22 protein-coding genes are annotated in these 21,724 nt (G+C 67.5%); 9 read left to right on the forward strand and 13 right to left on the reverse strand.

Going from position 1 to position 21,724, the window contains the following annotated elements:
• Positions 1-75: 75 nt before the first annotated feature.
• From GJV26_RS03940 to GJV26_RS03960, 5 genes are all read right to left on the reverse strand, one after another.
• Positions 76-810, reverse strand: coding sequence for a carbonic anhydrase (locus GJV26_RS03940; protein WP_371866442.1), 735 nt, complete (start codon positions 808-810; stop codon positions 76-78).
• 330 nt (positions 811-1,140) lie between these two features.
• A complete protein-coding gene (locus tag GJV26_RS03945) occupies positions 1,141-1,686 on the reverse strand; it encodes a hypothetical protein (RefSeq protein WP_155707686.1) in 546 nt (181 codons plus the stop codon).
• 28 nt (positions 1,687-1,714) lie between these two features.
• Complete coding sequence (locus GJV26_RS03950) at positions 1,715-3,169, reverse strand: Ppx/GppA phosphatase family protein (protein ID WP_155707687.1); 1,455 nt, start codon at positions 3,167-3,169, stop codon at positions 1,715-1,717.
• Between the two features lie 100 nt (positions 3,170-3,269).
• Positions 3,270-4,442: a GGDEF domain-containing protein gene (locus tag GJV26_RS03955; protein WP_189441658.1), complete on the reverse strand. Its 1,173-nt coding sequence runs from the start codon at positions 4,440-4,442 to the stop codon at positions 3,270-3,272.
• 1 nt (position 4,443) lies between these two features.
• Complete coding sequence (locus tag GJV26_RS03960; protein ID WP_155707688.1) at positions 4,444-4,719, reverse strand: hypothetical protein; 276 nt, start codon at positions 4,717-4,719, stop codon at positions 4,444-4,446.
• A gap of 199 nt (positions 4,720-4,918) precedes the next feature.
• Between GJV26_RS03960 and GJV26_RS03965 the strand changes: the two genes are divergently transcribed.
• The 3 genes from GJV26_RS03965 (at position 4,919) to GJV26_RS03975 (ending at position 9,090) form a co-directional block, all read left to right on the forward strand.
• Positions 4,919-5,692 carry a methyltransferase domain-containing protein gene (locus GJV26_RS03965; protein WP_155707689.1) on the forward strand — a complete coding sequence of 258 codons (774 nt, stop codon included), beginning with the start codon at positions 4,919-4,921 and terminating at the stop codon, positions 5,690-5,692.
• A 134-nt stretch (positions 5,693-5,826) separates the two neighbouring features.
• Positions 5,827-8,709 (forward strand): bifunctional diguanylate cyclase/phosphodiesterase, encoded by a 2,883-nt coding sequence (locus tag GJV26_RS03970; protein WP_155707690.1) that lies wholly within the window; start codon positions 5,827-5,829, stop codon positions 8,707-8,709.
• Positions 8,710-8,847: 138 nt separating this feature from the next.
• Complete coding sequence (locus tag GJV26_RS03975) at positions 8,848-9,090, forward strand: hypothetical protein (RefSeq protein ID WP_155707691.1); 243 nt, start codon at positions 8,848-8,850, stop codon at positions 9,088-9,090.
• A gap of 111 nt (positions 9,091-9,201) precedes the next feature.
• Here the strand turns inward: GJV26_RS03975 and GJV26_RS03980 are convergent, their stop codons facing one another.
• Positions 9,202-9,681: an acyl-CoA thioesterase gene (locus tag GJV26_RS03980; RefSeq protein WP_155712236.1), complete on the reverse strand. Its 480-nt coding sequence runs from the start codon at positions 9,679-9,681 to the stop codon at positions 9,202-9,204.
• 106 nt (positions 9,682-9,787) lie between these two features.
• Between GJV26_RS03980 and GJV26_RS03985 the strand changes: the two genes are divergently transcribed.
• Together GJV26_RS03985 and GJV26_RS03990 are read left to right on the forward strand one after the other, a co-directional pair.
• Positions 9,788-11,128, forward strand: a complete 1,341-nt coding sequence (locus GJV26_RS03985) for a M16 family metallopeptidase (protein ID WP_155707692.1) — start codon at positions 9,788-9,790, stop codon at positions 11,126-11,128.
• Positions 11,125-12,555 (forward strand): M16 family metallopeptidase, encoded by a 1,431-nt coding sequence (locus tag GJV26_RS03990; RefSeq protein WP_155707693.1) that lies wholly within the window; start codon positions 11,125-11,127, stop codon positions 12,553-12,555. The genes GJV26_RS03985 and GJV26_RS03990 overlap by 4 nt, the downstream gene beginning before the upstream one ends.
• A 122-nt stretch (positions 12,556-12,677) precedes the next feature.
• Here the strand turns inward: GJV26_RS03990 and GJV26_RS03995 are convergent, their stop codons facing one another.
• Positions 12,678-13,037 carry a hypothetical protein gene (locus GJV26_RS03995; RefSeq protein ID WP_155707694.1) on the reverse strand — a complete coding sequence of 120 codons (360 nt, stop codon included), beginning with the start codon at positions 13,035-13,037 and terminating at the stop codon, positions 12,678-12,680.
• Positions 13,038-13,116: 79 nt separating this feature from the next.
• Positions 13,117-13,239 carry a hypothetical protein gene (locus GJV26_RS30430; protein WP_260114796.1) on the reverse strand — a complete coding sequence of 41 codons (123 nt, stop codon included), beginning with the start codon at positions 13,237-13,239 and terminating at the stop codon, positions 13,117-13,119.
• A gap of 191 nt (positions 13,240-13,430) precedes the next feature.
• On the opposite strand from GJV26_RS30430, the gene GJV26_RS04000 reads away from it, so the two are divergent.
• Positions 13,431-13,604, forward strand: a complete 174-nt coding sequence (locus GJV26_RS04000) for a hypothetical protein (protein ID WP_155707695.1) — start codon at positions 13,431-13,433, stop codon at positions 13,602-13,604.
• 81 nt (positions 13,605-13,685) lie between these two features.
• Here GJV26_RS04000 and GJV26_RS04005 read toward each other — a convergent pair whose 3' ends face one another.
• Positions 13,686-13,913, reverse strand: a complete 228-nt coding sequence (locus GJV26_RS04005; protein ID WP_155707696.1) for a hypothetical protein — start codon at positions 13,911-13,913, stop codon at positions 13,686-13,688.
• A 232-nt stretch (positions 13,914-14,145) separates the two neighbouring features.
• Between GJV26_RS04005 and GJV26_RS04010 the strand changes: the two genes are divergently transcribed.
• On the forward strand, positions 14,146-14,754 hold the full coding sequence (locus GJV26_RS04010; protein WP_155707697.1) for a sulfite oxidase-like oxidoreductase: 609 nt from the start codon (positions 14,146-14,148) through the stop codon (positions 14,752-14,754).
• Positions 14,755-14,761: 7 nt separating this feature from the next.
• Positions 14,762-15,499, forward strand: coding sequence for an FAD-binding oxidoreductase (locus tag GJV26_RS04015; RefSeq protein ID WP_155707698.1), 738 nt, complete (start codon positions 14,762-14,764; stop codon positions 15,497-15,499).
• A 16-nt stretch (positions 15,500-15,515) separates the two neighbouring features.
• Here the strand turns inward: GJV26_RS04015 and GJV26_RS04020 are convergent, their stop codons facing one another.
• The 3 genes from GJV26_RS04020 to GJV26_RS04030 are packed head-to-tail and all read right to left on the reverse strand — an operon-like array spanning position 15,516 to position 20,091.
• Positions 15,516-17,483 carry a sensor histidine kinase, YfiR-like protein-associated gene (locus GJV26_RS04020; RefSeq protein ID WP_155707699.1) on the reverse strand — a complete coding sequence of 656 codons (1,968 nt, stop codon included), beginning with the start codon at positions 17,481-17,483 and terminating at the stop codon, positions 15,516-15,518.
• A complete protein-coding gene (locus tag GJV26_RS04025; protein WP_155707700.1) occupies positions 17,484-18,077 on the reverse strand; it encodes a TOL_0243 family YfiR-like periplasmic protein in 594 nt (197 codons plus the stop codon).
• A 1-nt stretch (position 18,078) separates the two neighbouring features.
• Positions 18,079-20,091 carry a TOL_0244 family TonB-dependent receptor gene (locus tag GJV26_RS04030; RefSeq protein WP_155707701.1) on the reverse strand — a complete coding sequence of 671 codons (2,013 nt, stop codon included), beginning with the start codon at positions 20,089-20,091 and terminating at the stop codon, positions 18,079-18,081.
• A gap of 340 nt (positions 20,092-20,431) precedes the next feature.
• Here GJV26_RS04030 and GJV26_RS04035 point away from each other — a divergent pair, with 340 nt between their 5' ends.
• On the forward strand, positions 20,432-21,295 hold the full coding sequence (locus GJV26_RS04035) for a prolyl hydroxylase family protein (protein WP_173346136.1): 864 nt from the start codon (positions 20,432-20,434) through the stop codon (positions 21,293-21,295).
• 118 nt (positions 21,296-21,413) lie between these two features.
• On the opposite strand, the gene GJV26_RS04040 is transcribed toward GJV26_RS04035, so the two are convergent.
• Positions 21,414-21,596, reverse strand: a complete 183-nt coding sequence (locus tag GJV26_RS04040; RefSeq protein ID WP_155707703.1) for a hypothetical protein — start codon at positions 21,594-21,596, stop codon at positions 21,414-21,416.
• Between the last annotated feature and the right edge of the window lie 128 nt (positions 21,597-21,724).

Below are 21,724 nucleotides of genomic sequence, written 5' to 3' on the forward strand. Positions count from 1 at the left end.
CAGGGGTACATTCTCTTTGTCAAGAAATTGCAATCGAACGGGCCGGGCATACCGACATGTGCAACGGCACGCACGTCAGCCGGTCACCTCGACCACCCGGCCATTGAGCGGCTGCACCGGGCGGGCATTCATCCGGTACAGCTTGCGGAACGCCGCCAGCTGTCCTTTGGAAATGTCGACCGGCTGCTTCATGACCTGCCAGTGCACGCCTTCGCTGCATGGCGGCGTGGTCAGCGAACCCATGTAGGCATAGTAGGTGTGCTGCGCCGGCAGCAGCGCGCCCACGTCGACCCCGCCCTCGACGGCATGGTGATCGCCCGCATGGGCCGGCAGCCCGGCGAATACCGGCTTGAGCGCGGCATTTTCCTTGCCCTGCCTGAACAGCACGGCGACCACGGCCAGTTCGCCGGCATCGTTCCGGTGCACCAGGTGCGCGACCAGCGGATAGTGCTTGCCGTTTACCGTTTCCTCGCTCGGCGTATGGAAGTGGAACTGCACCAGCTTGTATTCGCCGCCCGGAAGACGCACCCGGCCGCCTTCCGCCAGGTTGACCTGCACAGTGTGGCCATTGTTGACGACATCGGCGGCGCTGGCCGCGTAGTCGAAACCGATCGGCGCCGGCGCTCCCGCCCTGGCGCCGTGGATATCGATCGGCGATTGCGCCTTGCCCAGCTTGCAGGCGGCGAAATCCTGTTCCAGCTCGCCCCAGTGCGACGTGCCGGCCTTGCCCTTGTATTCCCAATGCGCCGCTGCCTTGTCGGCGGCCTGAACACTTCCCATGGCAGCCAGCGCGGCTGCCGCCAAAATCATTTTTGTTTTCATGAGTGACCCGATTGATCGACGTTGATGGTGCGCCGTTCGCGCGGGCATGCCCGCGCGATCCGGCAGCAGCGACGTTAACAGGATTGCAGGAAAGATTTTGTTAAGGCAAGATGAGCCGAAACTTAAGATGCAAGGTACAGTCGTCACGGCAAGCGAACGGAACACTTTCCTGGCGTCGCAGCTCTTGCAGTATCGATGGTCGAGGCCGCCGCCACCACTCCCGTTCGGGCAGGCGCGACGCATTGCGGAACACACCGGCCCGCACCGCGGAAATGCAGGCTGAAACCACGCGCAGGCCGATACCGACCCCAGGCCCGGTCAGCCGAGCGCCAGCCCTGTCGCCCCGTGCCGCAGCAGATCTTCAATGAGTTCGGCAACGGCACTGGCCGGCGCGGAGCCGAGATCGATCCGGAACCGCAGGCCATCGCCCGCGCGCGCGGGATCGCCGAGGAAATGCACCACGCCACGCAAGCCTTCGGCATTTCTCGGATAAGCATCGTCGGCGTCGAACCAGCGCAGGAACCAGGCGCGCATCAGCGTATTGACCTCGGCATCGGGGATACCGGCGATGTGCAGGTTGAGCCAGTCCCACGAAAACGCCGACACGGCAACGGGCACACCGCCCAGTTCCACGCGCAGCGGCTCGATCCCGACGCATTCCGCCGCGTCGACCGATTGCACCCCGCCCAGCGCCTTGCGCACCAGGTCGCAGCGGCATGGCGTGTCGAGCAGGCCGTCACCGGCCGGGCTCCCGTCGGGCCGGCGCACCACCGGCTCGACATGGAAGCCCGGTCCGGTCGCGGCATGCGACAGCTGGTCGATATAGGGACGCCGGATGCGTTCCAGCAGCGCCACGAGGGTCATGGTGATTCCCGTATGCCGGGCCGGTCCGTCACGACCCGGTCCGCAGGCTCAGGTCGACACCCACCTCGTCCCAGTTCTCCTGCTCCTTCTCGAACCAGTACGACAGGGTGGGATGCCCGCTGACCAGCTCGCGTCGCAGTTCCAGTTCGATGCGGTTCTTCATCCGCAGCTTCGGCTGCGCGTCCGCCACGGTGATCCGGGCGTGCATGAACACGATCGCCAGCCGCAGCGCCACCACGGCCCGGGCGAAATCGGCATCGGCCAGGAATTCCTCCACCTTGCGCAGGTTGCCCTTCTGCGCCATCAGCAGCCGGCTCATCGTGCGCTGGTCGCGCGTGGTGAAACCCGGCAGGTCGGCATTCTCGATCATGTAGGCGCCATGCTTGTGGTGCCCCGTCTGCGACACTGCCTGGCCCACCTCATGCAGCAGGGCGCTCCAGTACAGCAGCCGCGCCGCCGTGTCGGTGGCCGGCTTGAGCTGCTCGAGCAGCGCCAGCGCATCGTCGGCCACGCGCGCGGCGCGGGCCTCGTCGACGTGGAACTTGCGCGCGAAATCGCGCACCGATTGCTCGCGCCGGTCGCGCCGCATCTCGCGCAGGGTCAGGTCCCACATCACGCCCATCCGCAAACCCGCCTCGATCGGCGCCAGTTCATCGATGTCCAGTTCGTGCATCACGCCGATCAGGATCGCCAGGCCGCCCACCACGGTCGACGCGCGGTCCGGGCGCAGGCCCGGCATGTCGATCCGGTTGACGTGGCCGAAAGCGATGAAGCGGCGCTTCAGCGCATCGAGGCTGTCCGGCGTGATGCCCTTGCCCAGGCCGTTCTTTTCGATCACGTCGGCGATCGCCCGGATCGTGCCGGAGGAGCCATAGGCCCGTTTCCAGAACTGCGGCATGTACGGCGGCGCGCCATCCTCGAAATGGCTGCGCGCGGACAGGATCGCCGCCTCGTAGGACGGTGCGTCGACATAGCCGTTGACGAAGAACGCCAGGCTCTGCTTGACGCTGCCCACGCTGAACGATTCGACCCGCTCGATATCGGGCCCGCGCCCGAGGATCAGTTCGGTGGAACCGCCGCCGATGTCGACCACGAGGCGCCGCTCGTTCGGCTGCGCCAGCGCATTGGCCACGCCCATGTAGATCAGCCGCCCTTCCTCCTCGCCCGAAATGATCTCGATCGGGAAGCCGATGGCCGCCTCGGCCTGCGGCAGGAAGGTGGCGATGTTCTGCGCCTGGCGCATCGTGGAGGTGGCCACCACGCGCACCGCGTCGAGCTGGTAGGCCGACAGCGTGATCGCGAAGTTCTGCAGGCATGCGATGGCCTTCTCGCGCGCCGCTTCGGTAAGGTTGCCGGCGGCGTCGAGGCCGGCGGCCAGCCGGATCGGTTCCCGCATGCTTTTCAGCACGCGGATCGTGTCGCCGTCATGTTTGCCTATTGAAAGGCGGAAACTGTTCGATCCGAGATCGACCGCTGCATACATCGGGGATTCCATTGATTTATATTGTTTATATTGAAAATCCTATCACATTAGACCGCCCTCATGACGGCTTCATGACAGGATTCGTGCGCGCTGGCCAGCTTCAGGTGCCGGTGTCCTCGTCGTGCACCGGCGGGGGCGCGGCCACCACCTGGTTGCGGCCGCGCAGCTTGGCCGCCTGCAGCGCCTCGTCGGCGCGCTTGAACAGGCTGACGGTGGAGTCGTCGGCACGGATCGTCGTCACGCCCAGGCTGGCCGTCAGCGAGATCACCGCGCGTTCCGCCTTCACCGGGTTCGCCTCGATCGATGCGCGAATCCGCTCGGCCACGACCACCGCGTCCGCCAGCGTGGTGCGCGGCAGCTGGATGGCGAATTCGGCGCCGCCCAGCCGTCCCATCATGTCGCTGTCGCGCAACTGGCCGCGGCAGGCCTCCACCATCGCCTTCAGCACCTTGTCCCCCGTGCCGTGGCCATAATGATCGTTGACGCGCTTGAACCCGTCCAGGTTCAGGATCAGCAGCGCGGTGGGCGTGCCGGGCCGGCGCGCCAGCGCGAGCCACGGCGCCAGCGCCCCGTAGAAGCCCTGGCGGTTCGGCACATCGGTCAGCGCGTCCACCACCTCCAGCCGCGCCAGATCTGCCTGCAGCGTCTCGCGCGCCAGCAGCAGGTAGCCGGCGGCGCCGATCAGCATCGCCAGGTAGAAGGCCACGTAGCCAAGGCCCTGCAGCTGCGCCGGGCCCACGCCCGTCCAGCCCTGCGGCAGCGCCATGGCCAGCAGCCCGCGCCCGGCAATGGCCAGGCCCAGGGCGGCCAGCGCCACCGCCAGGAAGCGGCGCAGCATCGTGGCCGTGCTCCAGCCCAGGCCCAGCGCCGCGGCGCCGGCCAGGTAGAACGCGCCGACGATGGCGGAGCCGGCCGCCACCCGCAGGGCGGGATCGGCATCGAGCACATGGCAGGCGAGCCAGCCGGCGGCGGCCAGCCCCAGGGCGGGCAGCACGGCGCGGCGCCAGCCCGCGCGCCCGGCGCGCTCCCACAGCGCGCCGGCATCGAGCGCCACGCCGGCGAACAGCGCCACGTTGGCGACCGGGCCGGCCAGCGTTTCGGGAATCACGCCGCGGAAGTACAGCAGCAGCCATGCCACCGCCTGGCACTGCCTGGCCAGCGTGAAGGTGGCCAGCGCGCCGCGCTGGCGGTTGTCCGCATCATGAAAGAAAAGCGCTGCGCACAGTGCGAGATTGCCCAGCGCCAGGGCGAGGACCAGCGTCCTGACGTCCACGTCAGATCTCGTGCTCGACGTTGGTGGTGCCGTCGCCGACCTTGGACGCCCAGGCGACGGTGAAGAATGTCTTCTCTTCCTCGGTGGGCGCCTCGTGCCAGAACACGATCAGCGTGCCCTTGTGATCGTGCAGCTGGCTGCATTTCTCGATGAAGTGCTGCTTGCCCGCCGCATCGGCCAGCGCGGCGGCATAGCCATAGACCCGGTTCAGCCGCTCGATGCGGTCTGGCTCGGTGAAGCTGTTGGTCGCGGTAATGGTCGGGTGGTCCAGGAACATCGGTATTCTCCATCGGGGCGGCGGGCCGTGTACCCATAAAGGTTTTCGTGCAAGTGCGCCGCCGGGGTACACTTTGTGCCTGAGAGCTTAGCAGAACAGCGCCCCCGACACCAATGACACGCCCCGCCACGCCGACACGCATCCTCCCCGCATTTTCCGTTCATATCCTCCCCCACCTTGCTGCGCATCTTCCAATTTCATGGCCCCGATCCTCGACCAGACTTCCCGCGAGCCAGTGCTCCTCAGCCGCCGCAACGGCCGCCTGACGCTGGAATTCGTGCCCGGCGAGGTGCAAAGCCAGATGGACCTGGCCGATCCGCACCGGCTGGTGCTGGCCTACGCGCGGGCAATGATGTGCTTCGTGCTGTTCAAGCCCCGCCCGGCGCATATCGTGATGGTGGGCCTGGGCGGCGGTTCGCTGGCCAAGTTCTGCCACCGCTACCTGCCCCACGCGCGTATCACGGTCCTGGAACTGTCGGCCGAGGTGATCGCGCTGCGCGAGCACTTCGCCGTGCCGCCCGACAGCGAACGCTTCCGCGTGATCCATGCCGACGCCGCCCGTCACATGCCGCGGCTGGCCAATAGCGCGGACGTGCTGCTGGTGGACGGTTTCGACGCTTCCGGCCTGCCGCCGGCGCTGGGCAGCGCGCGCTTCTACGCGGATTGCCGGCGCGCCCTGCGGCCCGACGGCCTGCTGGTGGCGAACATCTTCAGCTACGATCCGAACTACCCGGCGATCGCGCGCCGGCTGCGCCAGGCGTTCGGCGACAACGTGTGCCAGTTGCGCGGCGTCGCCGGCAACAACCACATCGTGTTCGCGCTGCGCCCGGCCGAGGGCATGCCGGCGCGCGCGGCCACCCGCGCCCAGCGCCTGGTGCAGCGCATCGCGCTGTGCGGCGCACTCTGGCCGGGACTGGCGCCCTTCAACCGCCTGCTGGCGCACTGGGTGGTCGCCCGCCTGCGTGCCGGGTAGCCACGCGCCACTTACGTGCAATAAGACAACAATAAGTTCCTACTGATTACATTCTTATCGGCAACTTGCGGCTTTTGTGACACACTGACGCCCGGGCATCATGTCCGCGTTTTTTGTTCATCCACAGGAGTCCCATGGCACGCAGGTTCACCCCGGTATCGTTCGCGGCGGCGGTAACGCTGGCGGCCGGCCTGTGCGTGACAGGCACCCTGTTCATCGCCGTCAGCGCGCTGGAATATGGCAAGCTGTCGGCGGGTTTCCAGCAGCGCGCCAGCCTGCGCGTGGCCGCGATCCGGCGCGGGCTGGACGATACGGTCGAGGTGCTGACGGTCACCAACCAGCTGTTCCGCACCATGCCCGAGGTGACGCAGGCGCAGTTCGGCGATTTCACGCGACCGCTGCTGCAGCGCTACCCGTTCATGGCCTCGTTCGCGCACCAGCACGTGATGACGCATGCCGACCGCCTTGCCTTCGAAGAACGCGTCGGCCGTGAGCGCCCCGGCTTCACCCTCAGCGACATGCGCGCCGGCCGCCTGGAGCCCGCGCCGCGCCGCGAGCGGTACCTGGTGACCGAGTTCATGGCGCCGCTGGGCGCGCACGGCGTCCTCGGGTTGGACGTGTTGCCGCTGGCCGACACCCCCGCCACGGTGGAACGGATGCTGTCGACCGGCAAGCCGTCCGCCACCCCGCTCATCAGCGTGCTGCAACCCGCGCGGCGCGACAGCTTCGTGCTGCTGATGCCCTTGTACCGGCGCGGCATGCCTACCGAAACAGCGCAGCAGCGACGCGCGGCATGGACTGGCCAGACCGCCACGCTGGTCCGCGCGCCCCACCTCGTGCACACGATCCTGCAATACGGCGGCCTGCTGGACGATCCGCAACTGCTGTTGCGCGTGTATGCGGGCGCACGGTCGGAACTGGTCTATACCACGGGCCCCGAGCCGGCCGCGGAGGGCGGCAGCTGGCCGGCGCTGCCGCAGTGGCTGCGCCGGTTCGATCCGCGCCATCCCGAACATGCGCAGGCCAGCTTCAGCCTGCTGGGCCAGGCCTGGCGCGTGCGGGTCGATGCCTTGCCGCGCCCGTTCCTGGCCGACCACGCCGGGTCGCTGATCGTGCTGGTCGGCGGACTGCTGTTCTCGGCGCTGGCCGCGGCCCTCGTGCACACGCTGGAGCAACGTTCCCGCCGCGTGCAATGGCTGGTCGACGAACGCACCGCCGACCTGCGGCGCAGCAATGCGCAGCTGAATGCCGACGTGGCGGCGCGCAAGCGCACCGAGCGCGCGCTGCAGGAGAGCGAGCACCGTTTCCGCCGACTGCTGGCATTGTCGTCCGACTGGTACTGGGAACAGGACGTGAATTTCTGCTTCACCAGCATCACCGACGGCTTCTTCGACAAGGCGCGCGTGCAGCGCAAGGCCTACCTCGGCCACACCCGCTGGCAGGTCTCGCCGGCATTCCTCGATTCGAAGAGCGGCCGCGACCACCTGGCGCTGCTGCAGGCCCGGCTGCCGTTCGCGAACCTGGAACACGAGATCACCGGCGACGACGGCGCAACGCGCTGGTTCCAGTCCACCGGCGAACCGGTCTACGACTCGCAGGGAGAATTCCGCGGCTACCGCGGCACCGGCAGCGAGATCACCGAGCGCAAGCAGACCGAGCAGCGCATCCGCCACATCGCCCACCATGACGCGCTGACGGGCCTGCCGAACCGCATGCTGCTGCAGGACCGGCTGGCACAGGCGGTCGCACGCGCGAACCGCGGCGGGCGCCAGATGTGGGTGCTGCTGATCGACCTGGACCGTTTCAAGTTCGTCAACGACAGCCTGGGCCACAAGGCCGGCGACCAGCTGCTGCGCACGATCGCCGGGCGCCTGCAAGCCGCGGTGCGCGACGCCGACACGGTGGCGCGGCTGTCTGGCGACGAGTTCGTCGCCATCCTGTCCGAGCATGCCGACGAAGCGCTGGCGCCGCACGCCGTCCAGCGCATCATGACGGCGCTGGCGCAGCCGATCATGCTGGAGGGCAAAGAGTTCTGCGTGACCTGCAGCATCGGGGTGGCCGTGCACGCGGCGGACGGCGCGCCCGCCGAGCACCTGATCGAACATGCCGATATCGCCATGTATGCGGCCAAGAAGCTGGGCCGCAACCGCTGGCAGTTCTACGAAAGCACGATGAACGACGCGGCGCTCGAGCGGCTGCGCATCGAAGGCGCCCTGCGCAAGGCGCTGGAACGCGGCGAATTCGTGCTGCATTACCAGCCGCAGCTCGACCTGGCGAGCGGCCGCATCGTCGGCATGGAGGCGCTGCTGCGCTGGCAGCATCCGGAACTGGGCACCGTGCCGCCGCAGCGCTTCATCGGGCTGGCCGAGGAAACCGGGTTGATCGTGCCGATCGGCGCCTGGGTGCTGCACACGGCCTGCGCGCAGGCCAGGGCGTGGCACGACATTGCGGAACCGGGCGGCTTCGGGCCGCTGCGCGTGGCCGTCAACCTGTCGGCACGGCAGTTCGCCCAGCCCGACCTGGTGGAATCGATCGCGCAGGTGCTGGCCGACACCGGCCTGCCGCCGGCCTGCCTGGACATCGAACTGACGGAAAGCCTGTTCGTCGACGACGTGGCCCAGGCGGTCGACACGCTGCACCGGTTGAAGGCGCTGGGCGTGGCGCTGTCGATCGACGACTTCGGCACCGGCTATTCGAGCTTCTCGTACCTGCGCACGTTCCCGATCGACGTGCTGAAGATCGACCGCTCGTTCATGGCCGATATCGCCAGCGATGCCGACGAAGCGGCGATCGTGATCTCGATCATAGCGCTGGCCCACAACCTCAAGCTGCGGGTGATCGCGGAGGGGGTAGAATCTGCTGCTCAGCTGGAGTTCCTGCGCGCCCACGGCTGCGACGAGATGCAGGGCTACCATTTCAGCCGGCCGGTGCCGGCGGAGGAATTCGAGCGGATCGTGCGCAGCGGCCGGACGCTGGCACCGGCCGCCGTGTCGGCGCCGGAACTGCTGTGCGCATGAGTCGACAACGAGGCGACAACGAGGCGACAGCGATGCGAGTAACAATGCGAAATCGCGATGCGCCACAACAATGCGCAATCACGGTGCGCGACAATAATGCGTCATACGAGAACGCATGACCGGAACGGGGAAAATAAAATGAATGCACGAATCAAGAAACAATTTCTGCTCAAGCCGCAACACGCGCGCACCAACCGCAAGATGCGCGACCTCGTCGACCAGGCGGTCGCCGCGCTGCCCGAGGTAGGCATCCGCAACGCGGCCGAGTTCCTGGCCTCGCTGCATGTGCCGGTCGACGTGGCCGTGCGCGCCCTCGTGTATCCGAAGCGGCGCCGCGCGGTCACGCCGCCATCTTATGCCCGCACCGGCAGAAACTGGTGATCTACCGGACCGGCGCATTCGCCGACTGATTCCGGTGCCGGCCCCCTGCTCCCCCGGGAGCCGGTGCCGGTACCTGCGTTGCCTGCCGGCCGTGGCGCTGCCCGCCGCGGCCTACTGGCCTTTCGCCTTCTTTTTCGCGCCATGCAGGGCCAGCCGCGCCGCCTTGCGGGCTTCGGCCTGCTCGCACCGCGCCACCTGCTCCGGCGTTTCCGGCACCAGCGGCGGCACGGCCACGGGCTTCCGGTCCTTGTCCACCGCCACCATCGTGAAGTAGCAGCTGTTCGCGTGCCGCACCAGCCGCTGCTGGATGTTTTCCGTCACCACGCGGATACCCACTTCCATCGATGTGCGGCCCGTGTAGTTCACGGAGGCCAGGAACGTCACCAGTTCGCCCACGTGGATCGGCTGCAGGAACATCACCTGGTCCACCGACAGCGTGACGACATAGCTGCCCGAATAGCGGCTGGCGCACGCATAGGCCACGCTGTCGAGGAATTTCAGGATCGTGCCGCCGTGCACGTTGCCCGAGAAATTGGCCATGTCGGGAGTCATCAGGACGGTCATCGTCAGCTCGTGGGCCGACCAGTGCATTGCGCTTTCCATCGTGCTTTCCATGTGATTGAGGGTCCTACCCATTCTAACGGCAATGCCGTATGCTTGCGAATCAACAATTTTTTCAATTTTGGAAAGGCATCCGATGCAGGGGAAACCGAGGTGGAAACTCGCCGCTGCCGTCGCCGGCGCAGTCATTGCAGCGTCGCTGGCCGGTGCGGCCCAGGCCGCGTTCACGGCCGATCAGGTGCAGTCGTTCACGCTTGCCAACGGCATGAAGTTCATCGTCCTGGAAAGCAGCACGATCCCGAACGCCAACATGTACACGTTCTGGAAGGTGGGCTCGCGCAACGAGGCGCCGGGCACCACCGGCCTATCGCACTTCTTCGAGCACATGATGTTCAACGGCTCGAAAAACTATGGGCCGAAGATGTTCGACCGCACGATGGAAGCGAACGGCGGCAGCAACAACGCCTACACGAACAGCGACGTGACGGTGTACCAGGACTGGTTCCCCGCCTCGTCGCTGGAGACGATCTTCAAGCTTGAAAGCGACCGCATCGCGCACCTGACGATCGATCCGAAGATGGTCGAGAGCGAGCGCGGCGTGGTGCTGTCCGAACGCAGCACGGGCCTGGAGAACTCCAACGTGCGCATGCTGATGGAAGACCTGAACAGCGTGGCCTATTCGGCCCACCCGTACTCTTGGCCCGTGATCGGCTTCGAATCGGACATCAAGGCATGGACGCAGCAGGACCTGGTCAACTACTTCCGCACGTACTACGCGCCGAACAACGCGGTGTCCGTGATCGTCGGCGATGTCAAGGCCGGCCAAGTGAAGGCGCTGGCCACGAAGTACTTCGGCGCGATCCCGAAACGCGCCGCGCCCCCGGCCGTGAAGACCGTGGAGCCGGAACAGAAAGGCGAGCGCCGGCTGTTCGTCGCCAAGGCTTCCGCGACGGCGGCGAACCTGATGGTGGCCTACAAGGTGCCGCGTGGCGACAGCCCGGATTACTACGCGCTGAACGTGCTGCAAAGCGTGCTCACCGAAGGCAAGACGTCGCGCCTGTACAAGGCGCTGGTCGAGAAGCAGCTGGCGACATCGGTCGGCGCGGATGCCACCGACGGCTTCGACCCGGGCCTGCTGTACGTGTTCGCGGTGGCCGCGAACGGCGTCGACGGCGCCAGGGTCGAGAAGGCGATGCTCGACGAGATCGACAACGTGGTGAAGAACGGCATCAGCGCCGGCGAGTTGCAGGCCGTGAAGAACAAGAAGCTCGTCAACCTGTACCGGGCGCAGGAAACGATCAACGGCAAGGCCCAGCAGCTGGGCAATTACGAAACGTTTTTCGGCGACTGGCGCGAACTGTTCGACGCGCCGGCCGCGTATGAAAAGCTGACGCCGGCCGACATCCAGGCCGTGGCCGCCCGCTACCTGAAGAAATCGCAGCGCACGGTCGGCATGCTGGCCGCGAAGGAGGAATGATGAAGAAGCTGGTGTTTTCCACGACCCTGAGCACTGCCCTGCTCGGCGCCGCCGGCATTGCCGCCGCCGCGACGCAGCCTGCCGCGCCGTCTGCTGATTTCAAGCTGCCGCAATTCGAAACCACGAAGCTGCCCAACGGCCTGACCGTGATGCTGATGGAGCGCCATGAAGTGCCGCTGATCGCCGTGCGCGCCGTCGTCAGGGCCGGCGCCGTGAACGACGGCACGCAGGCGGGCCTGGCCAACCTGACCGGCGATGCGATCCTGCTGGGCAGCGAGAAGCACGACAAGGCCGCCATCGACGAGGCGTTCGACTTCCGCGGCGCGCAACTGGCCGGCGGCAGCGCCACCGAGCAGACCACCGTGCAGGCGAACTTCGCGAAGAACGACGCGGCCGCGCTGCTGCCGCTGTTCGCCGAGATCGTGCAGCAGCCGAGCTTCGAAGCGGCCGAGCTGAACAAGCTGAGGAACCGCAAGGTCAGCGGCCTGAAACAGGCCAAGGAAAGCCCGCGCCAGGTGGCCGGCACGTACTATCGCAGCATGCTGTACGGCGATGCGCCGTATGCCAGCCCGGCCGGCGGCACGGTCGGCAGTCTGTCCGCGCTCAAGCGCGGCGACGTGCAGGGCTTCCACGAACGCTATTTCAGGCCGGACAACGCGGCCGTGATCGTCGTCGGCGATTTCGATCCGGCGGCGATGCGCCGGCAGATCGAAAGCCTGTTCGGTCAGTGGAAGGCGGAAGGCCCGGCGCCGCAGCACGCCGACTACGGCAAGCCGCTGGCCGGCAAGCCGCGCGTGTGGCTCGTCGACAAGCCCGATGCGATCGAGACCACGTTCATCATCGGCGGCCCCGGCATTGCCCGCAACGATGCCGGCTACGTGCCGCTGCAGGTGCTCAACACGGTGCTGGGCGGCCGCTTCACGTCGTGGCTGAACGACGAGCTGCGCGTCAATTCCGGCCTCACCTACGGCGCCAACAGCTCGTTTACACCGCTGGCGCAGTCGGGCACGTTCGCGATGTCGAGCTTCACCGCGTCGGCAAAGACCGAGGCGGCGCTCGACCTGGCATTGAAGACCTACAACCGGCTGTGGGACAAGGGGATCGACAAGGCCACGCTGGATTCGGCCAAGGCCTACGTCAAAGGCCAGTTCCCGCCCCGGTTCGAAACGGGCGAACAGCTGGCCAGCCTGCTGGGCGACATGTACGCGCTGGGCGTGGACCGCGCGCAGATCGACAATTTCATGCGCGACGTGGATGGCCTGACCCCGGCCAAGGCGAAGGCGATGATCGACCAGTACTTCCCGCGCACCAACCTGCAGATGGTGCTGGTCGGCAAGGCGGACGACATCCGGAAGGTGGCCGCCAAGTATGGCGAAGTGACGGAGCTCGACATCAGCGCCGACGGGTTCAAGCCGGCGAGGAAGTGAACAAGTGAGGTGAACGGGCAAATCGTCCCGCGCTGGTACCAGGCGCCATTTTCTGGAAGACCCATCCGGAAAATGGTGTCTGGCACCGGTTTTCGGCGACGGCGGTTTCGGCGGCCGGCCGCCTACAAGCCCTGCGCCTCGATATCGGCCAGCGTCTCGCGCCCCTTGTCGGTGACTGCGAAGCCGGTGTCGGTGGTGGCGATGTGCGACTTCTTGCCGAGGAAGGCGATCACTTCGTCATCGAGCTTCGCGGCGGGGTCGGCGGCCAGCGCGCGCAGGCCCAGGATGCAGCGGCGCAGGAACAGCCTTTCCTTGCCCTTTTCGGTCAACGACAGGTGGCCGTTGCGCGCGAACGACAACATCTTCAGGCCGGACAGGCGCTTCGTGTTGCGGGCCACGCAGGCAGATGGCCTGCCCTGGATGCCGCGGCGCACTTCGTCCAGCGCATTGTATTCGTCGGTGGTGAGTTTTTCGTCTTTCATTACCTGTTCCATGATGGCGATTGCGGCCGTCATGGTACGCGGCCCGAACGGCCCCGGCAAGCACGCTCGGTAGAAAGCCTTACCTGAAAGCCTTGAAAGCCAGCAGGAAAACGCCGAGTCCGGCAACGACGCCGGCCACCAGCATGCGCAGCGGGCCGGTACGGCGGCCGAGGTAAATCTTGTTGTGTAAGGAATTGCCCATGATTGTCTCCAGATAAATCGTCTATTACTGACTCAATTATAGGAACACTTTGGTGACGCGACTGTGACAGCCACCACAAATAACCACAACCTGTATGCGCAGTGCAACACTCGTGGCCTTCCCGTCAATATGGCGCCGCAACGTTGCCGCTCTTGCTAGCATGGGTCATCGTTCACTAACAGGAGATGGCAATGACCGAAGCTCACAAGCAGGACAATTCCGCGGACGACTCTGAAAAAGGCGGCCACATGATCAACGAACCGGACATCGGCAGCGGCGAAAAATCGCCGGGCGAGAAGGAAACCGAGGAGCAGATCCGCCAGATTCCGCAGCGCACGCCCGAGCCACCGAAGGACGGCAAGTAAGCAATAAATAAGCAACAACCAAGCAACAACCAAGCCACAACGAAGCAACAACCAGGCGGCGGCGGCCGGCGGTGGCGCCGGTCAGTCCATCCTGATCGGCGGCGCCGGCGCGGTCGGCTCCTCCACCGGCGGCACTTCGTTCGGCGGTTTCTCGGTAGGCGGCTGCTGCACGGGCGGGTCCTGTTCCGGCGGTGCCTGTTCGGGCTCCGGCGTGATGTGGGCCGACAACGGCACGTCCCTCACCGCGGCCTGCTCCACGGCCGCCTGCACCACGGCGACATCCTGCACGCGTTCCATGTCTCCAGTCATGACAATGCTCCTGAGTAAATATTGCTAAAAAGCTTATCACTACCGGCGAAGGCATGGCGCCCGGAACGTAGCCTGCCGACATCCGGCGCCTTGCAGGAACACCCGCCGACGGGCCGTATATCTTCCGACACCTGCCGGATGGCAGGTTCAGCCGGGCACGTAAAACGCTAAACTGCGCTTGGACTGCGCTTGAACTGATCACCTGCCAACGCCCTGACATGGGAGCACATCGATGACCACACGAGGATTCACCGGCCGCCGCCCCGGCGCCGACGCTGCACTGCGGCTGCCGCCCGGCCAGCACGAGACCGACGATTTCCCGGTGCTGTCGCTCGGCCCGGCGCCTGTCATCGACATGGCGAACTGGCGTTTCACGCTGCGCCATGGCGCACGGCCGCTGGCCAGCTGGAACTGGGAGCAATTCCTGGCACTGCCGCGCAGCACATGGCGCGGCGACATCCACTGCGTGACCACCTGGAGCAAGTTCGACACGGTGTGGGAAGGCGTCATGTTCGACGACCTGCTCGCCGCGGCAGGCATCGCCGCCCCCACCGGCTTCCTGCTGGCCCAGTCGCATGACGAATACGACACCAACATTCCCGTCGCCGACCTGACCGGCGGCCAGGCGATGGTTGCCACGCATTTCGGCGGCGCACCGCTGGCGCCCGAGCATGGCGGCCCGGCGCGGCTGCTGGTGCCGCACCTGTATTTCTGGAAGAGCGCGAAGTGGCTCAGGGGCCTGAAGTTCACCGAACGCGACGAAGCGGGTTTCTGGGAACTGCGCGGCTATCACATGCGCGGCGATCCATGGCGCGAGCAGCGCTACACGGATGATGACTGAGCCGGCAATGAACGATGCCGGCGCCGCCGGGTGGCGGCAGGCCGTCATCACCCGGATCGAACAGCGCACGGCGCGGATGCGCAGCTACTTTCTCCAGGCGCCGCTGGCGCGCCACGTGGCCGGCCAGCACCTCGACGTGCGGCTGACCGCGCCGGACGGCTACCAGGCCCGCCGCAGCTACTCGATCGCCTCCGCCCCCGGCGTGGCGGAGATCGAACTGGCCATCGAGTGGCTGGACGACGGCGAAGTATCCGGCTTTTTCCACGACGTTGCGCAACCGGGCGACACGATCGAGGTGCGCGGCCCGCTCGGCGGCCATTTCGTCTGGCACGCGGCGCAGCCCGGCGCCGTGCTGCTCGTGGCCGGCGGCTCCGGCGTGGTGCCGCTGGTGTCGATCGCGCGCGACTGGGCCCGGGCGGGCACGCCGGATTCGATGCAGCTGCTCCACTCCGCCCGCACCTGGGAAAGCCTGGCGTACCGCCACGAACTGCAGGTCGTCGCCGCGACCCGCCCCGGCTTCGACTACATCGCCACCGTCACCCGCGGCACGGCCGAACCCGGGGCGGCCCGCTACGGCCGCCGCATCGACGGCGCCATGCTGGAAGAAGTGCTGGCCCGGGGGCCCGCCCTGCCGGACGTGTGCTACGTGTGCGGCGCCAACGGCTTCGTGGATACGGCGGCGCAGCTGCTGGTCGCGGCCGGCATCGCGCCGCGCGCGATCCGCACCGAGCGGTACGGCGGATAGCCCTGCAAGGCCGGATTCAGCCCCGGTCCGCCACCGCCACCCCTTCCCGGTGGCCGGCAAGGATCGCCAGGATCTGCTCCACGCTGACCGGCTTGACCAGGTGTTCCTCGAAGCCGGCCTCGAAGGCCAGGTCGCGGTCCTTCTGCTGCCCCCAGCCGGTGACGGCGATCATCACCGTGCGCCCCAGCGCCGGAATCGTGCGCAGCGCGCGTGCCAGGTCGTAGCCGTTGAGCCCGGGCAGGCCGATGTCGAGGAACGCGAAATCGGGCACGAACGCCCCGGCGTCGGCCAGCGCCTGCGGCCCGTCGTGGCAGACGTGCACGGTGTGGCCCATCGTGCGCAGCAGGCCGGCGATCGCATTGACGAAGTCCTCGTTGTCGTCCACCAGCAGGATGCGGAAGCGCGTATCGCCGCCGTGCCCCAGCGACGGGCGCGCCACCGGCTCGGGCACTTCCGCCAGCACCGGCAGCGTGACGATGAACGTGCTGCCGGCGCCGGCCCCGCCGCTGGCCGCTTCCAGCGTGCCGTCGTGCAGCTCGACCAGCTTGCGCGCCAGCGACAACCCCACGCCCAGCCCCTGGTTGGTGCGCTCCAGCGACGCATCGGCCTGCACGAACATTTCGAAGATCTCGCCCAGCATCCCGGGCGCGATGCCGATGCCGTTGTCGGCCACCCGGATATGCAGCCGCCCGCCGTCATCCTCGTCCCCGCCCACGTCCGCCGACAGGGCGATGCGCCCGCCACGCGGCGTGTACCGGGCGGCATTGTTCAGCAGGTTCGACAGCACCTGCGCGAGCCGGGTCGTATCGCCCAGCACGTGGACCGGCCGGGCCGGCAGGTCCACCGCCAGTTCGTGGCCCTGCGCGTCGATGAAGGGGCGGGCGATTTCCAGCGCGTTGGCGACCACCGCGTGCAGCTCCAGGCTTTCGCGCCGGATCGTCAGCTTGCCCGTGTTGATCCGCGAAACGTCCAGCAGGTCGTCGACCAGGCGCACCATCTGCTTGAGCTGGCGTTCCATCACGCCGCGCGCGCGCAGGCTGGCGGCCGGGTCGCCGCCGTTGAGCCGCATGATATCCAGCCCGGTACGCAGCGGCGCCAGCGGGTTGCGCAGTTCGTGGGCCAGCGTGGCCAGGAATTCGTCCTTGCGGCGGTCCGCCAGCAGCAACGCGCGCTCCGCGCCCTGGCGCACCGCCATTTCGCGTTCCAGTGTCAGGTTCGCTTCCTGCAGCGCGTTGGCGCGCTGGCCGATCTCGGCGAGCATGTCGTTGAACGCGTCGACCAGCGTGCCGATTTCACCACTGTGAACAGCGCTGCCGCCGCCCTGCCCGCCCTTGCCATGGGAGCCATCCGCGTCATGCTCGACGCGCAGCGAGAAATCGCGCCGCTGCATGACGGCGCGGGCCACTTCCGTCACCGCCCGCAGCGGCCGCGTGATCGCCTGCTGCAGGCGGCTTGCCACCAGCGCCGCCAGCAGCAGGCTGGCCAGCGTCACCACGCCGAGGATCATCGCGTAGCTGGCCAGCCGGTCCAGCAGGCGGTAGCGCGCGCTCAGGTACACGGTGCCGACCCGTTCGCCGTTCTCGAGGATCGGGTGATAGACGACCATCCTGCCGCCCTCGATCGCATGGCCGGGCCGGCCGGGCCGCTCGGGCAACGGCGGCAGGTTGGCGCCGGATTGCGCATACGCGGCGAAGATGGCGCCGTCGGCGCCGTAGATGGCGCCCTGCTGGATCTGCGGCCGCACGCGCAGCAGCTCCAGGTTCTGGCGCGCCACGGCGGGATCGTTGAAGCCCACCGCCGGTGCCGACACGGTGGCCACGATCTCGGCCTGGGTGGTCAGGTCGTCCACCCAGTTCTTCTGGAAGGTCGACAGGTCGTAGATCAGCATGCTGACGGACATCGTCACCAGCGCGGCGAACGTGGTCGCCAGCGCCATCGCCACCAGCTTCGCTCGCACGGTATCGGGCCGCAGGCGGGACAGCACTCAGTTCCCCTTCTGCACGTGCCAGGCCACCGAGAGCAGGCGCGAGCTCAGTTTCAGGTTGCTGCGTTCCGCGGCGGGCAGCGAGACCTCGAAACGCACGCGGTCCTCGACCAGCCGGAAGTTGATGACGGCGCCATGCTGCAGCCCGTTCTCGTCGTCCGCCACGGCGAGCGCGCCGTTCTGCGTGGCATTGCGCAGCACCTTCGGCAAGTCCGACGCCGTGCCGGCGAACACCATCTGCATGCCCGCCACCGGGTCGCCCTCGCGCAGGCTGCGCACGGCCACCGGGCGCCCGTTCACGGTACGTCCGGCCGTGATCCGCGTGAGCTCGGCCGCCACGTCGTCCGCGCCCATCACGCCGACAGCCAGCGCGTCGCCGGCCTCCTTTGGCGCGCTGAATTCCACGTAGCCAAGGAACTTGAACAGATACGCCGCCTTCACGCTGCGCTCCAGGTTCGGCACGGCCGCGGCGGCCGGCTGGCCCACGGCGGCGCAGCTCAATGCGACGCACAGCGCAGCCAGCGCCAGCAGCGCAGCAAGCCAGCAGGGCAAGGCCGGTGTGGGCCGGGGAGGTGCGATCGCGGTTGGCGTCATGTCAGAAGCGGTAAGTGAGCCGGAGTACGGCGGTTCGTTCGAACACGCTCCGGTTCGGCGCCGCGCCGAATTCGGGGTGGGACCGGTGCAGCAGGTTTTGACCGATCAGCGCCACGTCGAGATTGCGGGTGGCCTTCCAAAGCCATTGCAGGTCCAGCTCGTGATACGACGGCACGGCCGGGCGCGGCAGCGCGCCGACCTTGCGCAGCGTCCAGTCCAGCTGCATGTCGCCCGGCAGGTCGTGCGACGAACGCAGCTGCCAGTAATGGCCCGGGTCGGCCGTGGCCACGCCGAACGCGCCGCTGCCGTCGCGGCTGCCGGGTCGCAGCGCCGTGTCCACCCGCTGCACCACCAGGCCGCCGCTCAGGCGCCAGTTGTCGGTGGCCTGCCAGCGCGCCCACATCTCGATGCCGCGGGTACGGCCATAGGCCATGTTGCGTACCTCGCTCAGCCCGCTGTACGCGGGGCCGCGCGGATTCGGCTCCTGCGTGCGCAGCTTGTCGTAGCTGGCGAAGAACGCGGTGGCCGAATACGACCAGCGCGGCGACGGCTGGATGCGATAGCCCAGTTCGGCCACGTTCGCCGTTTCCGATTCGAACGCCGGCCCGCCGCCGAAGATATAGCGGGGCACGCCCCCCACGGCGACCGGCCGCAGCGGTGTGTAGAGATCGCGGTCGTAGCGCGACGGCGTGCGCACCGTGCGGGCCAGGCTGGCCCACAGCAGTTGCCGGCTGTCCGGCGTCCAGGCCAGCCGCAGGCCGGGCAGGAATTCGCCGCCGGTGTACTGGTTGTGCTCTGCCTTGATGCCCACCGTCAGGCGCAGGTCTTCGCGCAGCGCCACTTCGTCCTGCGCGAACAGGCTGGCCCAGTGCATCGACAAGTCGTTCGGCAGGTAAGCCTGGTTGCGGCCGTTGGCGATCCGGTCGCGCGAGTAGCGGTAGCCGGCGCCCCAGGTCACATTGTGGCTGGTGCCGAGGCGCACGCCGTGCTGCGCTTCCAGCTCGACCGTGTCGAGCCTTTCGTACAGGGTGTTCGGCTGGTCGCGCTCGACATGATCGAGCACCAGTTGCAGCCGCACGTTCGAATCGTCCGCCAGCCGGCGCGTCAGCCGTGTGACCAGGTTGGCGCCCGAGATGCGGATCGGGCTGCCGGTGCGCTGCGCCAGCTCGCCCTGGTACACGTCGCCCGACAGCGTGAAGCCGCCGCGCGGCCGGTCCCAGTCGGCGCGAAAGCCGGCCTGGCGGCGCGTCAGGCCGGTGGCGGCCAGGCCCGTATCGCGCGCGGCGTCGTCGGCATCCACGTAGCGCGCGTAAATGCGGTAGTGGCCGTCGTTCGGCAGCGCACCGCCATAGCGCACGCTGCCTTCGCGATCCTCGCTGCTCGCGGCGGCGGTCACCAGGGTGCCCTGCGTGTCCTTGGCCGAACGGGTGATCACGTTGATCACGCCATTGACGGCGTTGGCACCCCAGATCGTGCCGCCGGGCCCGCTGATCACCTCGATCCGCTCCACATCCTCGAGCAGCACGTCCTGCGCGTCCCACTGCACACCGGAGAACAGCGGCGTATAGACATTGCGCCCGTCGATCAGCACCAGCAGCTTGTTCGACTGCAGGCTGTTGAAGCCGCGCGCCGTGACCGCGTAATTGCGGGCATCCGCGCGCGCCACCTGCAGGTTGGGAGCCAGGCGCAACGCCTCGGGCAGCGAGCGCGCGCCGCTGCGGCGGATGTCGTTGTTGCTGATGATATAGATCGACGCGGCGGCATTGCCCAGCCGCTCTTCCTGGCGCGAGACGGAGGTGATGACGATGTCGCTCAGCTGCTCGAGCGAGAGCTCGGCGATGTCGTCCTGCTGCGGTGCCGCATCGGCGCGACCGGCCGCCATGGCGACGCATGCGGCGGCGACCGCCGCGCGCAACATGGCCGTGCCGCGCGCGCAGGTATCGCGCGGTGCAGCGCGGGTGATACCGGGTCTGGTTGTGCCGCGGTTCGCTTCCCCGCGTGTCATTGGTTTCATAGCCGCGCCAGGCACGTTGAATTTTGCTCAGGAATTATATGCATGCCGATGCTTCTCCCTGCGCACAGTAGCACAGCAGCCTTGCAAAATGGGCAATGGCCCGCATTTGCCCCGTAAATTCCCGACGAAAGAGCACATGTTCCCGAAACCGCCCCGCCCCGAACCGCCCCGCCGCGCCATCGCCACGCAGGTCGTCCAGCAACGCCAGGCGCAGCGCGCGCCGGATGTGCTGATCGTCGGGCGGCCCGGGCCGGCACCGGCACCGGCACCGGCTGACGAGCCTGCCTCGATACAGGGTCCGCCTGTGGATCGGCAGCCAGTTTAGGTATACTGCATGGCCATGAACAAGCACACACGCATGTCGGAAGAATGGGAGCGCTGGCTCGATGCCAGCCTGGACAAGGGCTGCCGCATCACGGATATCGTTGCCGCGATGGCGGCCGCGCACTACGATGCGGCCTGGGCGGAAGCCACGGTGCGGGAGCGCCAGCTGCAGCGTTCGCGGCCCACGCCCGAGGCGGCGGCGGCGCAGGCCGGCCCGTATCGCTACGGCACGCCGACGATCCGGCACCGCAATAATACGATCGTCACGAGCGACCGCACGGTACGGGTGGCGATGCGCATCGAACAGCCCGTGGTGGCCGTGCTGGACGACGTGTTCTCGCCGGAGGAATGCGACGGCGTCGTCGCGCTGGCGCGCGTGCGGCTGCAACCGTCGGCCACGCTGAGCCCCACCACCGGCGAAAACCAGGTAAAGGACCACCGCACCAGCCAGGGCGCGTTCCTCGACGATGCCGATGAGCCGCTGCTGCAGCGCCTGAACCGCCGCATCGCCGAGATCATGCACCAGCCGGTGGCGCACGGCGAAGCGCTGCACGTGCTGCACTACGGCGTGGGCGCCGAGTACAAGCCGCATCACGACTATTTCGATCCCGCCAATCCCGGCTTCGCGGGCACGCTCAAGCGCGGCGGCCAGCGCGTGGCCACGCTGATCGTCTACCTGAACGACGTCGAGGAAGCGGGCGACACGGTGTTCCCGAAACTGGCGCTGTCCATCGTGCCGAAGAAGGGTTCCGCGGTCTATTTCGAATACGTGAACGGCGACGGCCAGCTCGACGAGGCCAGCCTGCACGGCGGCGCCCCGGTGGAGCGCGGCGAAAAATGGGTTGCCACGAAATGGGTGCGCCAGGGGGTATTCAAATGAAGGCGGGCAAGCGGGTGCATGCGCCGGCTTGCCCGCCCGGGTATGATCCGGCCCGCCTGCGCGGACGCCTTGCCGCCCGCCCGGCCGGTCAATTGCGGCCGGTCGGGATCAGTCGCGGTTAGTCATCTTCCCGGCCGATCTGGTCGATGATGCGCTTGCCCTGCTCGACGCCGCCGTCGCCCATCCCCAGCGGCACGTAATAGTGGAACAACGGCTCGCCATCCTTGTACACCGAGCCCATGCAGATCTCGTACCCCTTGTACTCCACGGTTTTCAACTGCGACAGTTCTGCGCCTCTCACGATTGCCTCCCCATTCAGCGGTGATTTAGGTTCTGGCCGCCCCTGGCCGGTGGCGGTGCCGTATTGGTATGCCCTACGGCTCCGAGTATGCCGTGCGCGTCAGGCGCGAACTGTGCGCGGCTTCACCA

This window comes from Pseudoduganella dura (assembly GCF_009727155.1).
Classification (GTDB): domain Bacteria; phylum Pseudomonadota; class Gammaproteobacteria; order Burkholderiales; family Burkholderiaceae_D; genus Rugamonas; species Rugamonas dura.